The following is a 17,149-nucleotide window of genomic DNA, read 5'->3' on the forward strand; positions in this document are numbered from 1 at the left end:
AAAGTCGACGTGCTACAGCGACTTTTCCGTGCTTGCGAGGCAAGCGACGCTGTAGGACTGACCGATCGAAGAGGAGGATTGCGTGAAAGGACTAATTGCAAAGGTCGCTATCGGCGTTGCCGCACTGGCGTTCGTAACCGCCGCACAGGCGGGTGAGACGCTCGACCGCGTCATGGGCAAGAAGGCCATGGTGGTCGCCACCAATAGCGGCTGGCCGCCCCAGAGCTATCTCGACGACAGCAACGAGCTGGTCGGTTTCGATATCGACGTCTCCAAGGAGATCGCAAAGCGCCTTGGTGTCGAAGTGAGCTTCGAAACGCCCGACTGGGCGACCTTGACCGGCGGCCGCTGGCAAGGGCGCTACGATTTGGGTGTTGGCTCCGTCACCCCGACAAAGGCGCGTGCTCAAGTCATCGATTTCGTCGGTATCTATTACTTCAGCCCCTATGTTTACGTGCTGCACAAGGACAGCCAGGCGAAATCCGTCGCAGACCTGAACGGCAAGATCATCGGCGTCGAAACGGCGACCACGTCGGAAGATTTCATTCGCCGCCGGCTCGAGATCGATGCGCCGGGCCTGCCGCCGATCGAATACAAGATCGAGCCGGGCGAGGTCCGCACCTTTGCCGATTCCATGCTGCCCTTCGACGATCTGCGTCTTGGCGACGGTGTGCGCCTCGATGCCGTCATCGCGCCGGAGCAGACAGCGCTCAACGCGATGAAAAACGGTTATCCGCTGCGCGTCCTCGAGGGCGAATATGCCTTCAGGGAGCCGTTGGTGGTCATCGCCGAAAAGGTCGATCCGGAGTGGACGAAGAAGGTTGGCGCCATCATCGACGAGATGAAGAAGGACGGCACGCTCGCGACGCTGACCACCAAGTGGTACGGCAAGGACTATAGCGCCGACTGAACCGATACCTGCGGGGGGCGGCTCGCTGCCCCTCCGCCTTGCCACCGCGGTCGACGGGCGAGAGAAAATGTCCTATCCCAATACCTATTACAAACAGACAATAGCCGAAACGAATGTCAGGCCGGCCCTCTCCGGGATGGTCGAATGCGATAGCGTAATCATCGGCGGCGGGCTCGCCGGTCTGACGACGGCGCTGCAGCTGGCGCGCGCCGGACAGTCGGTCATCGTTCTCGAAGCCGAAAGCGTCGGTTTCGGGGCATCCGGCCGCAATGGCGGTTTCGTCAGCCCGGGTTTTGCCACCGGCAGCGACAATATCGCCCGGATGGCCGGGACCGAAGCGGCGCGACAGATACACCGGCTTTCGATCGAAGGCGTCGAATTCGTTCGCGAAACGGTCGAGACGCTGAAGATCGAGGAGGCGAGGCCGCAGCCCGGCATCACGAGCGTATTGCGCTACGACGAGGGCGGCAGCCTGAAGGCGCATGCCGACGAGATGAGACGCGTTTACGGCTATGAACTCGACTATCTCTCCACCGACGAGGTCCGTTCGGTGTTGAAGTCGAACCGGTATTTCCACGCCTTGCGCGACCGCAAAGCCTTCCACATGCACCCGCTCAACTATCTTCGCGGACTGGCGCGCGAGATCGAACGCCTTGGCGGCCGGATCTATGAGGGGTCGGCCGCGACCGGGAGCGTACTCGACAGTGCCGAGAAGACGGTGTCCACGTCGGGTGGAAGTGTCAGAGCGCGTCATGTCGTGTTCACCACCGGCGGTTACACGGGTCCTTTGAACGGCCGGCTGAAACGTTCGTTCCTGCCGATCGCGACCTACGTCATGCTGAGCGAGGAAGCGCCGGAACTCATCCGTACCGCCATCGCCACCACGGACGCGATCGGCGACAACCGCCGCGCCGGCGACTATTATCGCCTCGTCGAAGGCGGGAAACGCCTACTTTGGGGCGGGCGCATCACCACCCGCGCGGCTTCGCCGGCAGCCTTGGCCGGCGAACTGCGGCGCGAAATGGTCGGGACCTATCCGCAGCTCAAGGATCTGAAGACCGAGCTCGCCTGGTCGGGACTGATGTCCTATGCGCGCCACCTCATGCCACAGATCGGCGAGATGCAAGCCGGAGTATGGCATTGCACGGCCTTTGGCGGTCACGGGCTGAACACGACCGCCATCGGCGGAAAGCTGGTGGCCGAAGGCATCCTGGGTCAGTCCGACCGCTACAAGCTGTTCAAGCCCTTCGGGCTCGTCTGGGCCGGCGGCTATGCCGGGCTGGCGGTGGCCCAGCTCACCTATTGGAAACTGCAAGCTCAAGACTGGTGGCGCGAGCGCGCGGCCTGAATGCCGGAGAGAACCAAATGATCGGCCGTATGATTCTGACGTATCCGGATGCAGCGCGGCGCACCGGGACGTTTCTCCTGCTCGCGCTGATAACCCTGACGATCTACAGCCTGGGTGTAAGCCCGGCCTGGATCGGGCTCGTGCTGCCGACAAGCTCGGAGTGGCTGGCCGCCAATCCCGCGCTCGGGCGGCTGGTCAGCGCGGTGATGATCGCCGTGATAGCGGCGCTGAACTGGAAGGCCCTGCGGCAGCTGCCTCGCCCCTGGCAGGTGGTCGGCGTCTGGCTGGAGCTCTTCGCGCTGCTGATGCTCTTCTTCTATTCCTTCAATCTTTCCTTTGCCTTCATCGCAAAGAAGATCAGCTTCCTGATTTCGCAGGGCGTCGTCACCACGCTCTACATCTCGGTGATCTCGATCGCCGTCGCGACAGTCATCGCGCTTGTGGGCGCGATTGCGAAACTGTCGAAGAACGGTGTTATCTACGGCCTCGCCACCTTTTACACGTCGCTGTTTCGCGGCCTGCCGCTCCTGATGCAGATCTATATCATCTATCTCGGTTTGCCGCAGGTGGGCTACGTCATCAGCGCCGTGCCGGCCGGCATCCTCGCGCTCTCGCTGTGCTACGGCGCCTATATGACCGAAATCTTCCGGGCCGGGATCGAGAGCATCCCGCGGGGGCAGACGGAAGGCGCGACCGCGCTCGGCTTGAACCCGAGCCAGACGATGGGCCTGGTGATTCTGCCGCAGGCGATGCGTGTGATCATCCCACCGACCGGAAACCAGTTCATCGCGATGCTGAAGGATTCCTCGCTGATCTCCGTCGTCGGCGTCTGGGAGCTGATGTATCTCGCCCGCACCCAGGGACAGACCGAGTTCCGCCACATCGAAATGCTGATCACGGCCTCGATGATCTACTGGATCCTTTCGATCGGCCTCGAATATATGCAATCGCGCATCGAAGCACGGTTCGGACGCTTCAATGTCCGTTGACGCGACGGTCGCGCCGGCCGCGGCCGGCATGCCGCGCAACCTGCGCGCTGCCGCCCTGGGTCTCCTGGCGTTCGCCGTCTTTTCGGGCACGGATGTGCTGGTGAAGCTTCTCGCAGAGCGCTTCGACGTGCCGCAGGTGACCTTCATGGTGACGCTCGCGGCGCTCGCGATGCTTGCCGTCTACGCCGGCGTCACCGGCACCACGGCATCGCTCAGACCGCGTCATCCGGGGCTTGCGCTCTTGAGGGCGTTCCTGCTCGCCGTCGATACGCTTCTGATCCACTACGCATTTTCGGTGCTGCCGTTATCGGAAGCCTATCTGCTCGCCTTCCTCACTCCGGTTCTTGTGGCGGTGCTGGCCTTCGCCCTGCTTGCGGAACGCCTGTCCATCGTTGCCTGGTGTGGCGTGGTCGTCGGCTTCCTCGGCGTTGCGGTTGCGCTCAGGCCGGGGATCGCGCCGCTCAATCCGGGCCACGCCGCGGCGGCGGGGTCGGCTCTCGTCTTTGCGCTCTCGCTCGTGCTGCTGCGGCGCGCCAGGGCGACGGAGAGCGACCTTGCCCTCGTCTCGACGCTGCTCGTCGTGCTCGCGGCGGTCGCGCTGGCGGTTGCGTCGATCGGCGGCGGATTGGCGCCGGTCGGGCCGGGCGATCTGCTGATCGCCTTCTTCGCCGGCCTCTTCATGCTCGGCGGTCATCTGTTGCTGGTGCGCGCCTTCCGCATGGGCGACGCCTCGGTGGTTGCGCCTTTCCAATACAGCCAGATCGTCTGGGGCTGCCTTTACGGGGCGCTGTTCTTTGCCGCCCCCATCGAACTGCACACGGTCGCGGGCGCCCTCGTCATCGTGCTTTCCGGCTGGCTCGTCCTGAAATAATCCTGGAGACAACAATGCCCACATCGATCGACATCGCTTCGCCGGAGATCACGCTCAGCGGCGTACATAAGTGGTACGGCCAGTATCATGCCCTTGACGATATCAACCTGTCCATCGCGCCGCGGGAGAAGGTCGTCATCTGCGGACCCTCCGGTTCCGGCAAGTCGACGCTGATCCGCTGCGTCAACCGGCTCGAGGCGCATCAGCAGGGCCGCATCGTCGTCGGTGGCGTCGAAGTCGGCGAAGATGAGCGCAAGGTGGATGCCATCAGGCGGGAGGTGGGAATGGTGTTTCAGCAGTTCAATCTCTTCCCGCACCTGACGATCCTCGAAAACTGTATTCTGGCGCCGATGTGGGTCAAGCGCTTGCCGCGCGCCCAGGCGACGGAGATCGCGATGGACTATCTCAACCGCGTGCGCATTCCGGAGCAGGCGAACAAATATCCGGGCCAGCTTTCGGGCGGACAGCAGCAGCGCGTGGCGATCGCGCGGGCGCTCTGCATGAATCCGAAGGTCATGCTCTTCGACGAGCCGACCTCTGCACTCGACCCTGAAATGGTCAAGGAAGTGCTGGACACCATGGTGGCGCTCGCAAACGAGGGCATGACGATGGTCTGCGTCACCCACGAAATGGGCTTCGCACGCCAAGTCGCCGATCGGGTGATCTTCATGGATCAGGGCCGCATCGTCGAAGAGGGCGAACCGGACGAATTCTTCGCGCATCCGAAGACGGATCGGGCGAGCCTGTTCCTCAGCCAGCTCCTGCACTGATGCATATCGCAGGACTGTGCGCTGCCGTCGCCGCTGGCGGTGCAGGCACAGAGGGCGATACGGGGTCACGCATCGCCTCCCTCGGACCATGGGTTGAACAAACGCACTCCGGTCGTTTCAAAGTCTTTGGTGTTGCGGGTGACCAGGGTAAGTTGGTGTTGCGCGGCGATGGCGGCGACGCGACCCCATTGATCCGCCGTTCCCGGCGATGGCACCGGCAACGCAGGCAAGCCGACGTCAGATCGATTACGGTTCCTGCGGGAAGCCGCCGACATGCGTGCAGGTATTCGCGGCCAGGTCCCTGCCGGCTGCGAGGCATGCGGCAAGGGTGCGCCCTTCCAGGCGGGCGGCGATGAAGCCGGCGATAAAGCTGTCGCCGGCGCCGGTCGTGTCCACGACTTCGACCGGACGAATGCCGGCAGATGCGATATTGGTGCCGTCGCTCGCGAGCGAGCCGAGCGCACCACGCGTGACCACCGCAAGGCGGGCTCCCCGCGCGAGAAATTCGCCGGTCAGCCTCTCTGCACTGCTTTCGTCCTCGCCGGCCGAACCGAAGGCGATCGAAAGGCCGTCGACGTCGAGATCTGCGGCTGCCGCATTGACCGAGACGTCCTGGGAGATGCTGACGCCTGCGGCAGATAGTGCACGGCGCAACAGGCCGCCGTCGTCCAGCCAGCCGATATGCACATGGTCCATGGTCTTCAGCAGCTCGATCTCGCCGGCATCGGGGCGGTATCCGGCACAGGCGCCGAAATCTTCATGGACGAAGATGCGGTCGCCGGCAGGTGTCACGTCGATATCCGTGTAGGCCGTGTTGGTGTCGCGCGCGAGCAGGTGGTCGACATTGACGCCGTTCGCGAGCAGCAGGCGGCGAACATGGGCGCCGTCGGAATCGCGGCCGACGGCGCCGAAATAGAAGGATCCGTGGCCGAGCTTTGCAAGTTGAACGGCGACATTGATTGCGTTGCCGCCGACATAGGATTGGCTAAGCGGCGCGCGATAGCGGTCGATGCAATTGTCGCCGACGGCCGCAAATCGGAATCTGGTCATGGAATTCTCTTGTTTCGCCAGCAGGGCCGCGAATGCCGGAGCAGTCGCGACCGTGCTAGTTCATTGGGCGTCTATGCTCAATAGGCTACGCGCTTGTAGTAACGCCGCGTCGTCAGCGGGTGGTTGCGCATCACTTCGAGATGCGCGCTGATGCGCTCGAGCACGGTTGCGAGAACGACGGGCGAAACGAGGCCGCGCACCTCTTGCGAAATGCCTGGCAGCGCAAAGTCCGCCGTGTCGAGGACGGTCAGCCTGTCCGTGTAGTTGGGCGCGAAATTCTCCACCCGGTCGGCCAGCGGCCGCAGAGCGTCCTCGCCCTTGAAGAGGATGACGCTGACGCCCTTTTCCACGAGCTCGAGCGTTCCATGGAAAAAGTCCGAGGCATGGACCGGGCGTGTCCGGATCCACTGCATCTCTTCGAGGATGCACATGCCGTAGTAGAATGCCTCGGGCCAGGCGTTTCCGGCGCCTGTGATGATGTGGTAGTCGGAGCCTGCCAGAACACGGGCGAAGGTCTCGGCTTTGTCCTCGTAGCCGCGCTTCACTTCGAGGAGAAGCTCAGGAAGTCGTTCCAGCTCAGCGGCGATCTGGTCGTAGTTCTCGATCTCGCCGCGATGACGCATGATCGACAGCGCGATGAACAGGGACTGCAGGTAGAAGGACTCGCAGGACGTGTCGTCTTCGGCGAAGTTGACGAAGGCATGGTTGCCACCCTTGCCGAGCGGCGTTTCCTCGTGACCCACCAGCGACAGGACTGTCGCGCCGGCCTCCTTAGCCTTTGCCAGCAGAGCCACGCTCTCCTTGGTCGTGCCGGAGAGCGACGGTATGACGACGATCGACTTTTCCGTCAGGTTGACCGAACCGGTAATGAAGAGCTCGGCCGGCAGGTCGATAAACGCCGGAAAACGCGACCTGCGCTGGAGCAACTGGGCGGCCGGCTGCATGAGAATGGCGGCACCGCCGGTCCCGAGGAAGAAGACGTTCTCCGCGCCCTTTTCAAGGCAGGAGACGACGACGTCGTCCAGGCGTTGACGCAGGGCGACGGCGCCCGACTGGATGCGTAGAAATCTCTGTTCGTCAAAATTCAGCATGGTTCTCTCTCGACAGGTGGTGGCGATCGCCGGCTGCCGCCGACAATGTTGTAAGACAACTGACAACATTGTCTGAGAATGTCAAGGGAGATAATCGGCCGGATGCGCCTTCTGCCAGCGAGCTCCCGCAAGGATATAGGGTAGATGAACTGTCCCTTGACCTTCCTGGATTTGTCAGACAAGAAGGATCATATTTTGCCGTCATTTGGAGAGAGGAATTGCCCGAGCCGCTTCGCGACACGCGCACCCTGGTCATACAGCTTCGCGACCGCATCGCCGATCTGATCCGGGAGCAGGGGCTCGCTCCGGGCGACAAGCTTCCGACGGAGGCGCAGCTCACGGAGCGTTTCAGGATCTCCCGCCCGGCGCTGCGGGAGGCATTGAAACTACTGGAGCAGGATGGCGTCATCTATGTCGAGCACGGCCGCGGCCGGTTCGTGTCGGCGATGTCTGCGGTCCATGTCGAAAGGCCGATCACCGTCTTCGAGAGCGTCACCGACATGACGCGCCATTATGGCTATGCGACCGTCAACAAGGTACTCTCGATCGCCGAGGAAATGCCCGACGCGGTCACGGCGGGGCAGTTGCAGCTTGCAAATGGCGAACGCGTCATCCGTCTCGAGCGGCTGCGTCTGCACAAGGACGAGCCGATACTCTATTGTCTCGACTACATCCCGCGCAGCATCATTCCAAACCGCCTTTATGACATCGAATGGGGCGGCTCCCTGCTCGATCTGCTCGAGCAGTACAGACACCGGCCGCGCATGTCCGCTGCTACGGTCACGGCAGTGATGCTTCCTGAGGACGTGGTGGAGCGCAACGATCTGCGGGATTTCGGGCCGGCGCTGCTGATCCGCGAGACCTGTTTCAATGCAAGCGGCGTGCCGGTCGTTTATTCCGTCGACTACCACCGCGGCAGCCATTTTTCCTTCAGCCTCGCGCGGAAGTAGCGGCCCGCGGTCGTACAGCGGTTGCGAAGAGGATGGGGGCGTCCCCTCCGCCCTTGCCGGTCGGCCCGATCAATGCGGCCCCGCGCGGGTCCGGCGCTTGTCCGTCGGTGGGGGCGGCTGGAAATTTCGTGCAGGCGCGGGTCGCCCGACATGGAAACCCTGGACGTGGTCGATCCGGAATTGCCGCATGAGCGCGAGCTGTTCCTCCGTCTCGACACCCTCGACCAGGATCTTGTGCCCGCGGTTTCGCACCAGGCCGATAATGTCCCTGAGCATCGCCTTGCCCTTGGGCGTGTCGCAATCGTGAAGGAACGATCGGTCGATCTTCACCGTATCGAAGTCGATCAGGCGCAGCCATGACAGGCCGGCGAAGCCGGTTCCGAAATCGTCGAGCCATATCCTGATGCCCAGCGTCTTCAAATCGGCGATGCAACGCAGGATATCGGAATGCATCTCCATCTCGAGCCCCTCGGTGATTTCGAAGGCGAGCCTGCTGCCGGCCACGCCGGTATCGCCGAGAATGGCTGCGACCGAAGCCGCGAAGCCTGGCGATCTCAGCTGGATCGGCGAGACGTTCACGCTGACGACGGGCACATGCTCGCTTGCCAGGAGTTCCTGGCACACCACGCCTATCACCCAGCGGCCGAGATCGAGGATGGCCCCGGTCCGCTCGGCAATCGGCACGAAGAGGCTCGGAGGGACGGACGTGCCGTCCAGCATCTTCAGCCGCATCAGGGCCTCGACCGCGTCGACGCGGCCGGTGGCGACGTCACGTATGGGCTGATAGACGAGTGAGACGAGATTCTGGTCGATCGCAATTTTCAGGAGCGCGGCGATGTTCTCGCTCTCGTCGCTGCTTTGCGGGTCGTTCGGATCGAAGAGGCGCGCACAGTTGCGGCCGTTCGCCTTTGCCCCGTAGAGAGCGCGATCCGCCTCATGGATCAGTCTCTCGAGCTTCGAACCGATCTGGTTGCGGGTGAAACCCGCGCCGACGCTCACCGTCACGATCGACATGCCGTCGCGGCGCTGTTCGTGCGGCAGCGCGAGGGTCTCGACGCTGTGCCGTACGGCTTCCGCCAGATCGGCCGCCTGCTCCCGCGTCTTCAGCCGTGCCAGCACGATGAATTCCTCGCCGCCATAACGGCCGATCGACCCATCGTAGGGCGCGATCGACTCCTTCAGCGCATTGGCAACCAGAACGAGGCAGCGATCGCCTTCCTGATGGCCGTAAAAGTCGTTGTACCTCTTGAAGAAATCGACGTCGATAAGGATTGCCGCAAAGCTCTTCCCGCCTCTTTGCCAGTCGCTCCAATAGTCCCGGAGCTTCTGGTCGACCGCGCGGCGGTTGTCGAGGCCCGTGAGCGAATCGGTATGCGACAGCCGAAGCAGCGCTTTTCCGCGATCGGAGGCCTCCTTCTGCTGGATCTTCGCCTCGAAGGCATTGAGAAAGACCTTGTAGCGCTCCCGGTTGAGCTTCCAGTTCACATAGGACGTGAAGACGAAGCACGAGACGTAGAAGGTTCCGAAGGCGACCTGATAGGATACGCTTTTCGGTATATAGAATGCCAAGGCAAGAAAGAACGTGGCGAGGACGATTCCTGAGGTTACGACCGACAGGCGAAAGTGAAAACTGAAGAATAGATTGGCGCCCATCATGAATATCGCGCCAAAGATCATATAATAGGAGATACTCTCGGCCTGGCTGGTCATCAGCGACGGGAACAGCCAACCCCAATAACCCGCCACGAGTGCGCCTGCGCAGGTGAGATCGAACCACTTCGTCTCGGCACCCAGCCGAAACAACACCTCGATGGCGGCAATCGCCGTAGCGCCCACCGCAAGGCGCGCCAGGATCGCATAAAACGCGACGTCGGGAACGAGCAGGATATCCGTGGCCGCAAACAGCAGATAGACGGCCACGGCCACCCAGAGGCCCTGGCGGCTTGCCGCCCGGCGCGCGACGTCGCCTTCTCTCCGATAGAGCGTTTGAAGCTCTACAGATTGCAGTCTGGGCGGCTGCGCCTGCAGATCGATCTCAATTCCCTCGGCCAACGTGTGCCTCATGCACCGGTCCCAATCGCTTTGCGCCGCCCGCCGCGAGGCTGAAACTCCTTGCGGCGATCGACGCGTCCTGGATCACGATGATTTAGATCGGTTCGACCTGAAACCATGAGCGTAATCGATTCCAAAAAGTTGAGACGCGGGGTGCGGGCGGAAAACCGCACACACTTTTCCTTTTCCGGCTCTTGTCGCTTCACGCCCCATCCAATCCCAACAAGCACCCTACGAAGACAGTCAGGAACGTCCGGCACAATAGTCGAGGCAAATTAAGTTTTGCTGAATTGTCAAAGATCAGAAGAGCACTCAATAGTGTATTGAAACAATCCAATACCTGTTTTTATTAACCATATTATTCGAAAACTTGGAACCCGGCTGGCGCGGTGCCGGGTCCTGGGCATAATGTTAACAAACAGTTAACGGATGAGTAACGCGTGAGCCAATTTCAGATCGTACTAGACGGCGAGAGCCTCATTACGCCCGCCGCCATCGCAACCGAATTCAATTCCCAGAGAATCGAGTTTTACGAAGAACAGCTGGCGACAGCAAAGGCCGAGATTGCGCTGATTCTGAACATCGCGCAGCAACAGTTTGGACAGCGGCGAGACCCTGCGGAGATAATACATCGGATTGCCGGGTCTCTTCATGATGTGCGCAACAAATATCAGCCGAGTGTCTGGCAGGAGCTGATACCACTGATCCAGAATCACGCGGTGTCGGACTTCTTCCTGCAGGACCCGTTTACGCGCTGGTCGTTCGAAAAGCCCCGGGGTTATTCCGGCGATGCCCAGTTGCTCGACTTCATCTATGGACATCCGAGCATTGCCGGGGATGTGGCAAGGGCCACGCCGCTCGGGCGAGCGCTCTACGATTACACCAAGGACGCCTCATCTTCGGTGGCCGTGCGGGAGCGGCGCGACCTGCTGACGCGCCATGTCGACGAGATCGCGGCGACACGGGGAGGGGAGGCCGAGATCCTGACGATCGCCGCCGGGCACCTGCGTGAGGCCAACCGCTCGGCAGCCTTGCGGGAGGGGAGCCTGAAACGGTGGGTCGCCCTCGATCAGGATCCGCTGAGCGTCGGTTCGATCGCGCGCGACTTCATGGGAACTCGCATCGAGGCAGTCGACGGGTCGGTCAAAAGTCTTCTCACCAGGTCACAGGAGCTCGGCCAGTTCGATTTCATCTATGCCGCCGGGCTTTACGACTACCTGACCGAAAAGGTGGCGGTGAAGCTCACCCGGAGATGCCTGGAAATGCTGAAGCCCAACGGGGTCTTCCTTTTTGCCAATTTCGCGCGCGACATCCATGTCGACGGCTACATGGAAACCTTCATGAACTGGGCGCTGCTGCTTCGATCGGAGTTCGACATGTGGCAGATCATTCATGCCAGCGCCGACAGGGAAGCCATCGAAGCGCGCGTGCAGTTCGGTGCGAACCGTAACGTCGTCTACGGGATCATTCAGAAGCGTTCGTAAAACAGAGCGGGATGCGGAAAACTGTGTGCGGTTTCCGCCCGCATCCCGCTCCAACCTGTTGGTTTCGGATCAACATGATCGAGATGCCACAGCGACGGGCGCGCCCCGGCAGCACGCGCCGCTGTGGCGGGATGCAGACAGAAACCGGTTTCAGTGCTTCAATTTCGAGGCCTTCCAGCCATATGTCGACGGTTTCGCATGCAGATGGGCGGATGAGCCCGCGGGCAGCAGAGGTGTCAGGAGCGGCTGCGCAGCTGCCGTCAACCGAATCGCATCCTCCTGCGCCTGCGTCTCCTGCTCCGGCTCGGGCTCCTGCTCCTGCTCCTCATCCTGCTCCTCCATGCCGGCGACACCCCTCAGGCGGGTCAGGATCTCCTGTGCCCTCGTCTTGCAGAGCACGTGGTTCGCGTCATCGGATACGATGTCGTGGAAGCTCTGGAAGGTGGCGACAGCGGCATCCCTTTGGCCCGAAGCCAAGCGCGCGACCGCGAGTTTGTAGCGCAGGATGCCTCGATGCGGGTAGCGGGCAAGCAGCTCTTGAAACGTCTTGCCCGCCTTGCGGTAGAATGCCTGCGCCATTTGCGTGTCGCCGAGCCAATGGAGAACGTCGTCCGCGTTCGGCACTGCCGGCAGCAAAGTGCGATAAAGATGCTCCGCCTCCCCATATTCGCCCACGTCGCTCAAGAGATGCGCAAGGCGACAGCGCGCCTCGATATGTCCCGGAACGGTGCGGATCAACTGCCGATAGCCCGCTTCGGCTCCGTCGAAGTCGCCAAAGGCGTGCAGCGCCACCGCCCGCTCCAAGACGATGCCCAGGCTGCGGCGATTGAGGCAGTCGCGCAGGTTCCTGCCCGTGAGGGTTCTGAGAAGCATACTGCGGAGGCGACGCCCGCAGGCGTCGATCCTCTCTCCCTCGTCGGCGGGGTCGACGCGCGCAAACTCCCCTTCGGGAAAGGCATCGAGCAACCGTTCGAGCCGCGCCGAGGCCGCGCCGCAGCGGTCGAACCGGATGCTTGTCCAGTTTTCGGACGCGAGGATGCCGGCGAATGCGTCCGCCGCCTCGCTTTCAAGGCCAGGTGCGCAGAGAAAGCCGGTGCGTCCGGTTCCGTGATTGCCGATCATCAGAATTTCGTCGACGAAGAGACCCGTGTCCTCGTCCTGAGAGGTCGCCAGCTCGAGCGGCAGGAACGCGTCGTACCGTTTTCCGGCGGCGCGGTGTTTCCAGGCCAGAATGAGCCACCTCTCGCGGTGCGGAAGGTATTCCTGCAGCCAGGGCCAGGAGAGAAAAGCGTGCGCTTCCGGATCTGAGCGATATATCTTGTTCCAGTTTCTATGATTTTTTTTAAATTCTTCGATGCAGTCGATAACGTGGACTGTCATTGTCGTCTCTTTGCGGCAATATACTCGATACGCGCCAAAATCGTTACGTTAGTGAATAATTGAATACAATAATGCTTCTGTTCAGTATACACCGTCCAACTGCGCAGGACAACTACCGAGTGCCGGTATTCGGCTGCTCCCCTATATCGAGCGCTCGTCGAAGTTCGGTCTCGATCGAATGAACGTCCAAAGACGTCTGCTGATATCGGTGATCTCGCGAACCGCATTGTCGAGACGCGCCAACTCGCGGGCATCGAGCTGCTCGACCTTGCCGTAGCGCACGTCCTTCTCGCCTTCGACGAGCCGCATCAACTGCGTGCTCGAAATCTCGCCCTGCTCGTCGACGGAGTAGATGCAATGATTGTACTTGTTGCGCATCTTCGATTGCTGCTTCAGCCGCACGGTAATGGCGAGCACCTCGTCGCGAGTCGCCGCCGGGATCCGCGGCAGCTTCGCCAGGCGCTCTGTCAGATCGATTCGGGCGCGCGTCGTATTCAGCGTCAGGAAAACGACGATGGCCGCGTCCTTTTCCACCCCCAGGAGGTGGGCGATCACGTAGATGAGCAGGCTTTCGGTGTTGGTCCACACGTAGTTCAGGCGACCAACGAGCAAAAGCACATCCTGTGCAGCCGCCATGGCGATCTCCAAGCGGTCCCGAGAATGATGCGCCGGAACCGGATTTGCGCACTTGCATATTCCGCCGATCGAAACCGGCTTCCATAGACGTCCTGCATTCAGGTCTCCTTGAACGCGCGCGACATGCTGTCTGTGATGGGCTTCGTCAGATACTCAAAGAAGGTGCGCTCCGATGTGGTGATCAACACTTCGGCCGGCATTCCGGGCACGGGGTGAAAGCCGTGGATGCGTCCGATCTCGCTCGCCGGCACTTCGACGCGCACGATATAGACGTCGCGCTGCTGGCCGCCGGCTACTTCCTCCTCGATCGAATCCGCCGAGACGTAGAAGACCTTGCCTTTCAGCACCGGCGTCGTGCGGCGGTTGAGTGCCGAAAGCCGGATCGTGGCATCTTCGCCGACCTTGAGCTGATCGATGGCGGTGCGCAGCAGCTGTGCCTCGATGATCAGCGGTACATTGGCCGGCAGGATCTCCATGATCGGCTTTCCGCTTGCGATGACGCCACCGGCCGTGTGGAAATAGCTGCGTACGACGGTGCCGTCGACAGGCGAACGGATGGTGGCGCGGCCGAGCACTTCGGACGCCTCCCGAACCTGCTCGCGTACGCTGTCGAGATCGGCCTCGGCCGCTTCGAGGCCGTCGAGCGCCGCCTGTTTGTTGGTATTGACGGCGATGACCGCCTCCTGTCGGTAGCGGTCTATCTGCGTGTAGCTCTCCTTGACCTCGGATTCGAGCCGGCCGATCTCGCCGATCGCATCGGCGATCGCGCGGTCCAACGCCATGAGTTCCGGGCGCCGGATCAGGCCCTTGTCGGCGAGCTTGCTCTTGGCCTCCCGCTCCTGGTTGAGAATCTCCAACTGCCGATTGAACGATGCCTGCTGCAGAGCGTATCCCCTGGCCCGGAATTCAAGCGAACGAATGTTCTGGTCGATCAGGTTCAGCTGGTCGCGCAGCTTGATCTTCTTGCTCTGGAAATTGACGTTCTGGCTTTCCATGATGGCGCGAATGTCGGGATCGTCGGCCTGCCGGGCGACGATTTCGGGTACGCTGAAGGCATCTTCGCCCACCGCCTCCGCCCTCAACCGCCCGACGACTGCCTCCAGGCGGAGGCGCTTGAGGTTGAGCATACGGGCGTTGGCCCGGGCGACCGTCTGATCGAGCTTCACGAGAATGTCGCCGGCCTTGACCTTGTCGCCCTCGGCGATCAGCAGTTCCTCGATGATGCCGCCCTCCAGATGCTGGACGATCTTGTTGTTGCCGTTGGCGACGAAGCTTCCCTGGGCGATGATTGCCGCGGCAAGCGGTGCCGCGAAAGCCCAGTAGCCGAAACCGCCGAAGGAGATCGCGATCAGCGCCAGGCCAACCAGACTGTGGAGCCGGATCGAACGGGGGACCTCGGCATACCACTCCGTCGGATTTCGAGGTTCGGTGCTCCGCCTGTCGCTTTGCATCGTCAATCTCCGTGAATGCGGGATTGCCCGCGGTCGCCTTCGGCCTTTGCGCCAAGCGCGGCGAGCACCTCGTTTCGGGCGCCGAACATCGCCACCGTTCCTTCGTGCAGCACCATGATCTTGTCGACACATTGCAGGAGAGCAGGGCGCTGCGTGATGGTGACGGTGGTGATGCCCTCCTTCCTCGCATGCACCAGCGCGCGGGCAAGTGCGGCCTCGCCATTGCTGTCGAGGTTCGAATTCGGCTCGTCGAGGACGACGAATTTCGGATTGCCGAAGAAGGCGCGCGCCAGAGCTATGCGCTGTTTCTGACCGCCCGACAGAGGGGCGCCGTCAGCGGCGACCACGGTCTCGTAGCCTTGCGGAAAGGTTGCGATCAGTTCGTGCACGTCGGCGAGCACCGCCGCCTCATAAACCATGCTGTCGTCCACATCCTCACGCATGCGGCAGATATTTGCCTTGATCGTTCCCGGAAAGAGCTGAACGTCCTGGGGAAGGTAGCCGATGCTTTCGCCGAATTGGCGCTGATCCCAGTTGCGCAGATCCATGAGATCGAGACGAACACTGCCGGATGTGGGCAGAATCGAGCCGACCAGCATCTTGGCGAGGGTGGTCTTGCCGGAGCCGGAATTGCCGATGACCGCAAGCGATTCCCCCTTTGCTAGCGAAAAGGAGATGCCGTTCAGGATCACGCGCTTCTGCGGCGGCGGTACGAAGAGGATGCGCTCGACGTCGAGCCTGCCTTCCGGCTTCGGCAGACGCAGCCGCGGGAAGTTCAAGGGCGAGGTGAGCAAGAGCTGCCTGATTCGCTGATAGGCGGCGCGGGAGTGGTTGAGCTGGTTCCAGCCCTCGATGGCTCCTTCGACGGGCGCGAGCGCACGCCCGGCAATGATCGAAGCGGCGATCACCATGCCGCCGGTCAGTTGCCCTTCCATCGCCAGATGCGCTCCCCAGCCGAGAAGCGCCACCTGGGTGAACATCCGCACGGCCCTGGATGCGCCGGTGAAGATTATGTTGCGGTCCTGAGCGTAGACCTGCGCCTTGAGCGAGGCCGCCGTCTCCTGGCCCCACATTCTCACCGCTTCCGGAATCATCGCCAGCGCATTGATGATCTGGGCGTTGCGCGCCATCGAATCGAGATGGAAATTGGCCCGGCCGAGCGAGGCATTGGCTTCGCTGAATGGTTTTGTCGTCGCCTTCTGATTGAGATAGGCGATGACGATCAGAACCGTACAGCACAGGATGACGATCATGCCAAGTTGTGGCTGTATGAGGTAGACCACGATCACGAAGAGCGGTGTCAGCGGAGCGTCGAGGAAAGCCGTAAGCGTGCCGGAGGTGATGAAGGCGCGAAGCTGCTGCAGGTCGCCCAATATCTGGTAGTCCCGGCCGCTTCCGTGCAGCGAGGCCCGGGCTGCTGCACTGAGGATCGGTGTGCCGAGCTGGACCTCGATTTCGACGGCGGTGCGCATCAGGATGAAACGGCGGATCGCGTCGAGAATGACCTGAAGCGCCACGGCGCCGAGCACGGCGACCGTCAGCATGACCAGCGTGTCCTGCGAGCGGCTCGTCAGGACCCGGTCGGAGATCTGGAACAAATAGATCGGGATGGCCAGGACGAGGACGTTGATGGCCAGGGTGAAAGCGATGACGATCAGCATGTTGCGCCGGACAGCGGCCATGCCGTTGTGCAGGCTGGCGGCGAAGTTCGCCGGTCCCATGCGCTTGTGAAGCGTGCTCCTGCCGCCGCCGTCTTCGCTCGCTTTCCCTTCACCTGTTGCGCTGCGTTCAACCGGGCGAAGGTCGTCTTGCTTCATCGGGCCCGGGTGATTTTCGATCGTTCGCGGCAGCCCCGGGGCCTGTCGTCTTTCCACCTTGGGAACGTCGCCCTCGTCGCGGCACGCATCGGCCGATGCCGATGCTTGCTTTTGCTCCGAGAACCTTGCCGCGTCTGCCTTTCCGTTCGGCCCTGGCGGCCTTTCGAAGGGTGCCACAGCCTCGGCTTCGGCTATCTCGGGCAGCTCCAGCCGTGCGACATCCCGGCGCTGCGGCTTGCCTCGCCCGGCATACCACTTCGACATGTCGTTCATGCTCGCTCCCCTGCGCTTGGCCCTTGAAGTCGTTTCGGTCAGGACCGTCCAACGGATCTCCGTTCGAAGCTGTGCAA

At 62.0% G+C, this 17,149-nt stretch carries 14 protein-coding genes; 7 read left to right on the forward strand and 7 right to left on the reverse strand.

Annotated features, from left to right (window positions below; all coding sequences use genetic code 11):
• Window positions 1–82 precede the first annotated feature (82 nt).
• From ACFHWW_RS07620 to ACFHWW_RS07640, 5 genes are all read left to right on the forward strand, one after another.
• A complete protein-coding gene (locus ACFHWW_RS07620) occupies window positions 83–910 on the forward strand; it encodes a transporter substrate-binding domain-containing protein (RefSeq protein WP_100672821.1) in 828 nt (275 codons plus the stop codon).
• A gap of 67 nt (window positions 911–977) precedes the next feature.
• Window positions 978–2,258: an NAD(P)/FAD-dependent oxidoreductase gene (locus ACFHWW_RS07625; protein ID WP_379937900.1), complete on the forward strand. Its 1,281-nt coding sequence runs from the start codon at window positions 978–980 to the stop codon at window positions 2,256–2,258.
• A 17-nt stretch (window positions 2,259–2,275) separates the two neighbouring features.
• Window positions 2,276–3,247: an amino acid ABC transporter permease gene (locus tag ACFHWW_RS07630; protein ID WP_026169099.1), complete on the forward strand. Its 972-nt coding sequence runs from the start codon at window positions 2,276–2,278 to the stop codon at window positions 3,245–3,247.
• Window positions 3,237–4,118: a DMT family transporter gene (locus ACFHWW_RS07635; protein WP_275597273.1), complete on the forward strand. Its 882-nt coding sequence runs from the start codon at window positions 3,237–3,239 to the stop codon at window positions 4,116–4,118. The genes ACFHWW_RS07630 and ACFHWW_RS07635 overlap by 11 nt, the downstream gene beginning before the upstream one ends.
• 14 nt (window positions 4,119–4,132) lie before the next feature.
• A complete protein-coding gene (locus ACFHWW_RS07640; protein ID WP_018099340.1) occupies window positions 4,133–4,888 on the forward strand; it encodes an amino acid ABC transporter ATP-binding protein in 756 nt (251 codons plus the stop codon).
• Between the two features lie 246 nt (window positions 4,889–5,134).
• Here ACFHWW_RS07640 and ACFHWW_RS07645 read toward each other — a convergent pair whose 3' ends face one another.
• Window positions 5,135–5,938 carry a PfkB family carbohydrate kinase gene (locus tag ACFHWW_RS07645; RefSeq protein ID WP_379937901.1) on the reverse strand — a complete coding sequence of 268 codons (804 nt, stop codon included), beginning with the start codon at window positions 5,936–5,938 and terminating at the stop codon, window positions 5,135–5,137.
• A gap of 77 nt (window positions 5,939–6,015) precedes the next feature.
• The gene (locus ACFHWW_RS07650; RefSeq protein ID WP_379937902.1) at window positions 6,016–7,029 is read right to left on the reverse strand and encodes an SIS domain-containing protein; all 1,014 of its coding nucleotides are present in this window, start codon (window positions 7,027–7,029) and stop codon (window positions 6,016–6,018) included.
• Window positions 7,030–7,247: 218 nt separating this feature from the next.
• Between ACFHWW_RS07650 and ACFHWW_RS07655 the strand changes: the two genes are divergently transcribed.
• Window positions 7,248–7,979 carry a GntR family transcriptional regulator gene (locus ACFHWW_RS07655; RefSeq protein WP_100672826.1) on the forward strand — a complete coding sequence of 244 codons (732 nt, stop codon included), beginning with the start codon at window positions 7,248–7,250 and terminating at the stop codon, window positions 7,977–7,979.
• Between the two features lie 69 nt (window positions 7,980–8,048).
• Here ACFHWW_RS07655 and ACFHWW_RS07660 read toward each other — a convergent pair whose 3' ends face one another.
• On the reverse strand, window positions 8,049–10,043 hold the full coding sequence (locus ACFHWW_RS07660) for a bifunctional diguanylate cyclase/phosphodiesterase (protein ID WP_275597278.1): 1,995 nt from the start codon (window positions 10,041–10,043) through the stop codon (window positions 8,049–8,051).
• 428 nt (window positions 10,044–10,471) lie between these two features.
• Here ACFHWW_RS07660 and ACFHWW_RS07665 point away from each other — a divergent pair, with 428 nt between their 5' ends.
• Window positions 10,472–11,515, forward strand: coding sequence for a class I SAM-dependent methyltransferase (locus ACFHWW_RS07665; protein WP_379937903.1), 1,044 nt, complete (start codon window positions 10,472–10,474; stop codon window positions 11,513–11,515).
• A 150-nt stretch (window positions 11,516–11,665) separates the two neighbouring features.
• Here the strand turns inward: ACFHWW_RS07665 and ACFHWW_RS07670 are convergent, their stop codons facing one another.
• The 4 genes from ACFHWW_RS07670 to ACFHWW_RS07685 all read right to left on the reverse strand — a co-directional run bounded on the left by ACFHWW_RS07670 (window position 11,666) and on the right by ACFHWW_RS07685 (window position 17,072).
• On the reverse strand, window positions 11,666–12,895 hold the full coding sequence (locus ACFHWW_RS07670; RefSeq protein ID WP_338276957.1) for a tetratricopeptide repeat protein: 1,230 nt from the start codon (window positions 12,893–12,895) through the stop codon (window positions 11,666–11,668).
• A gap of 141 nt (window positions 12,896–13,036) precedes the next feature.
• The gene (locus ACFHWW_RS07675) at window positions 13,037–13,531 is read right to left on the reverse strand and encodes a hypothetical protein (RefSeq protein WP_018099348.1); all 495 of its coding nucleotides are present in this window, start codon (window positions 13,529–13,531) and stop codon (window positions 13,037–13,039) included.
• Window positions 13,532–13,629: 98 nt separating this feature from the next.
• Window positions 13,630–14,982, reverse strand: a complete 1,353-nt coding sequence (locus ACFHWW_RS07680) for an HlyD family type I secretion periplasmic adaptor subunit (protein ID WP_379937904.1) — start codon at window positions 14,980–14,982, stop codon at window positions 13,630–13,632.
• A gap of 2 nt (window positions 14,983–14,984) precedes the next feature.
• Window positions 14,985–17,072 carry a type I secretion system permease/ATPase gene (locus ACFHWW_RS07685; protein ID WP_379937905.1) on the reverse strand — a complete coding sequence of 696 codons (2,088 nt, stop codon included), beginning with the start codon at window positions 17,070–17,072 and terminating at the stop codon, window positions 14,985–14,987.
• Between the last annotated feature and the right edge of the window lie 77 nt (window positions 17,073–17,149).

Origin of the sequence: Sinorhizobium sp. P24N7 (genome assembly GCF_042436655.1) — a bacterium.
Taxonomy (GTDB): Bacteria; Pseudomonadota; Alphaproteobacteria; order Rhizobiales; family Rhizobiaceae; genus Sinorhizobium; species Sinorhizobium meliloti_A.

What these genes read in the sequence shown, in the direction of transcription:
- ACFHWW_RS07625 (WP_379937900.1), top strand. Translation starts at nt 978, where the DNA reads ATGTCCTATCCCAATACCTATTACAAACAGACAATAGCCGAAACGAAT.
- ACFHWW_RS07630 (WP_026169099.1), top strand. Translation starts at nt 2,276, where the DNA reads ATGATCGGCCGTATGATTCTGACGTATCCGGATGCAGCGCGGCGCACC.
- ACFHWW_RS07635 (WP_275597273.1), top strand. Translation starts at nt 3,237, where the DNA reads ATGTCCGTTGACGCGACGGTCGCGCCGGCCGCGGCCGGCATGCCGCGC.
- ACFHWW_RS07640 (WP_018099340.1), top strand. Translation starts at nt 4,133, where the DNA reads ATGCCCACATCGATCGACATCGCTTCGCCGGAGATCACGCTCAGCGGC.
- ACFHWW_RS07645 (WP_379937901.1), bottom strand. Translation starts at nt 5,938, where the DNA reads ATGACCAGATTCCGATTTGCGGCCGTCGGCGACAATTGCATCGACCGC.
- ACFHWW_RS07650 (WP_379937902.1), bottom strand. Translation starts at nt 7,029, where the DNA reads ATGCTGAATTTTGACGAACAGAGATTTCTACGCATCCAGTCGGGCGCC.
- ACFHWW_RS07660 (WP_275597278.1), bottom strand. Translation starts at nt 10,043, where the DNA reads ATGAGGCACACGTTGGCCGAGGGAATTGAGATCGATCTGCAGGCGCAG.
- ACFHWW_RS07670 (WP_338276957.1), bottom strand. Translation starts at nt 12,895, where the DNA reads ATGACAGTCCACGTTATCGACTGCATCGAAGAATTTAAAAAAAATCAT.
- ACFHWW_RS07675 (WP_018099348.1), bottom strand. Translation starts at nt 13,531, where the DNA reads ATGGCGGCTGCACAGGATGTGCTTTTGCTCGTTGGTCGCCTGAACTAC.
- ACFHWW_RS07680 (WP_379937904.1), bottom strand. Translation starts at nt 14,982, where the DNA reads ATGCAAAGCGACAGGCGGAGCACCGAACCTCGAAATCCGACGGAGTGG.
- ACFHWW_RS07685 (WP_379937905.1), bottom strand. Translation starts at nt 17,072, where the DNA reads ATGAACGACATGTCGAAGTGGTATGCCGGGCGAGGCAAGCCGCAGCGC.